This window comes from Acuticoccus kandeliae, assembly GCF_003073115.1.
This window is the reverse complement of the sequence record NZ_QBBV01000154.1, coordinates 1-314: the sequence shown is the minus strand read 5'-3', so window position 1 is coordinate 314 and position 314 is coordinate 1. Positions and strand designations below refer to the sequence as shown.

General features: G+C 63.1%; 1 protein-coding gene. It reads right to left on the bottom strand.

The genetic code is table 11. From position 1 onward, the window contains the following. Positions 1-243: ectoine synthase (locus DBV35_RS29735; protein WP_205648966.1), on the bottom strand; the 243-nt coding region annotated here is incomplete at its 3' end. Between the last annotated feature and the right edge of the window lie 71 nt (positions 244-314).

Sequence of the window (314 nt, the reverse complement as noted above, 5' to 3'; positions counted from 1 at the left end):
GAGCTGGTACGTGACGTCGTTGTCCTTGTCGTAGAGCTCGCCCTCACCTTCGGTGATGAAGACGGCCTCGATGTGGTTCGCGTACCAGAAGTCGTTGATCGTCCCGGCCTGCAGGGTGGTCTCGTGGACCGAGAAGCCGACCTTGTCGTTGGCGAGCACGATCCGCTTGCTGCGCCACTGGCCGTTCTCGGACTCGACGTCCCGCTCGGTTCCGGTGATCTCGTCGATGGTGCGGACGATCATGTGGGTATCAGCTCCCGATGACGGTGCGGACGGACTCGGCGATGATCCCAAGACCCTCGTCGAGCGCGTCG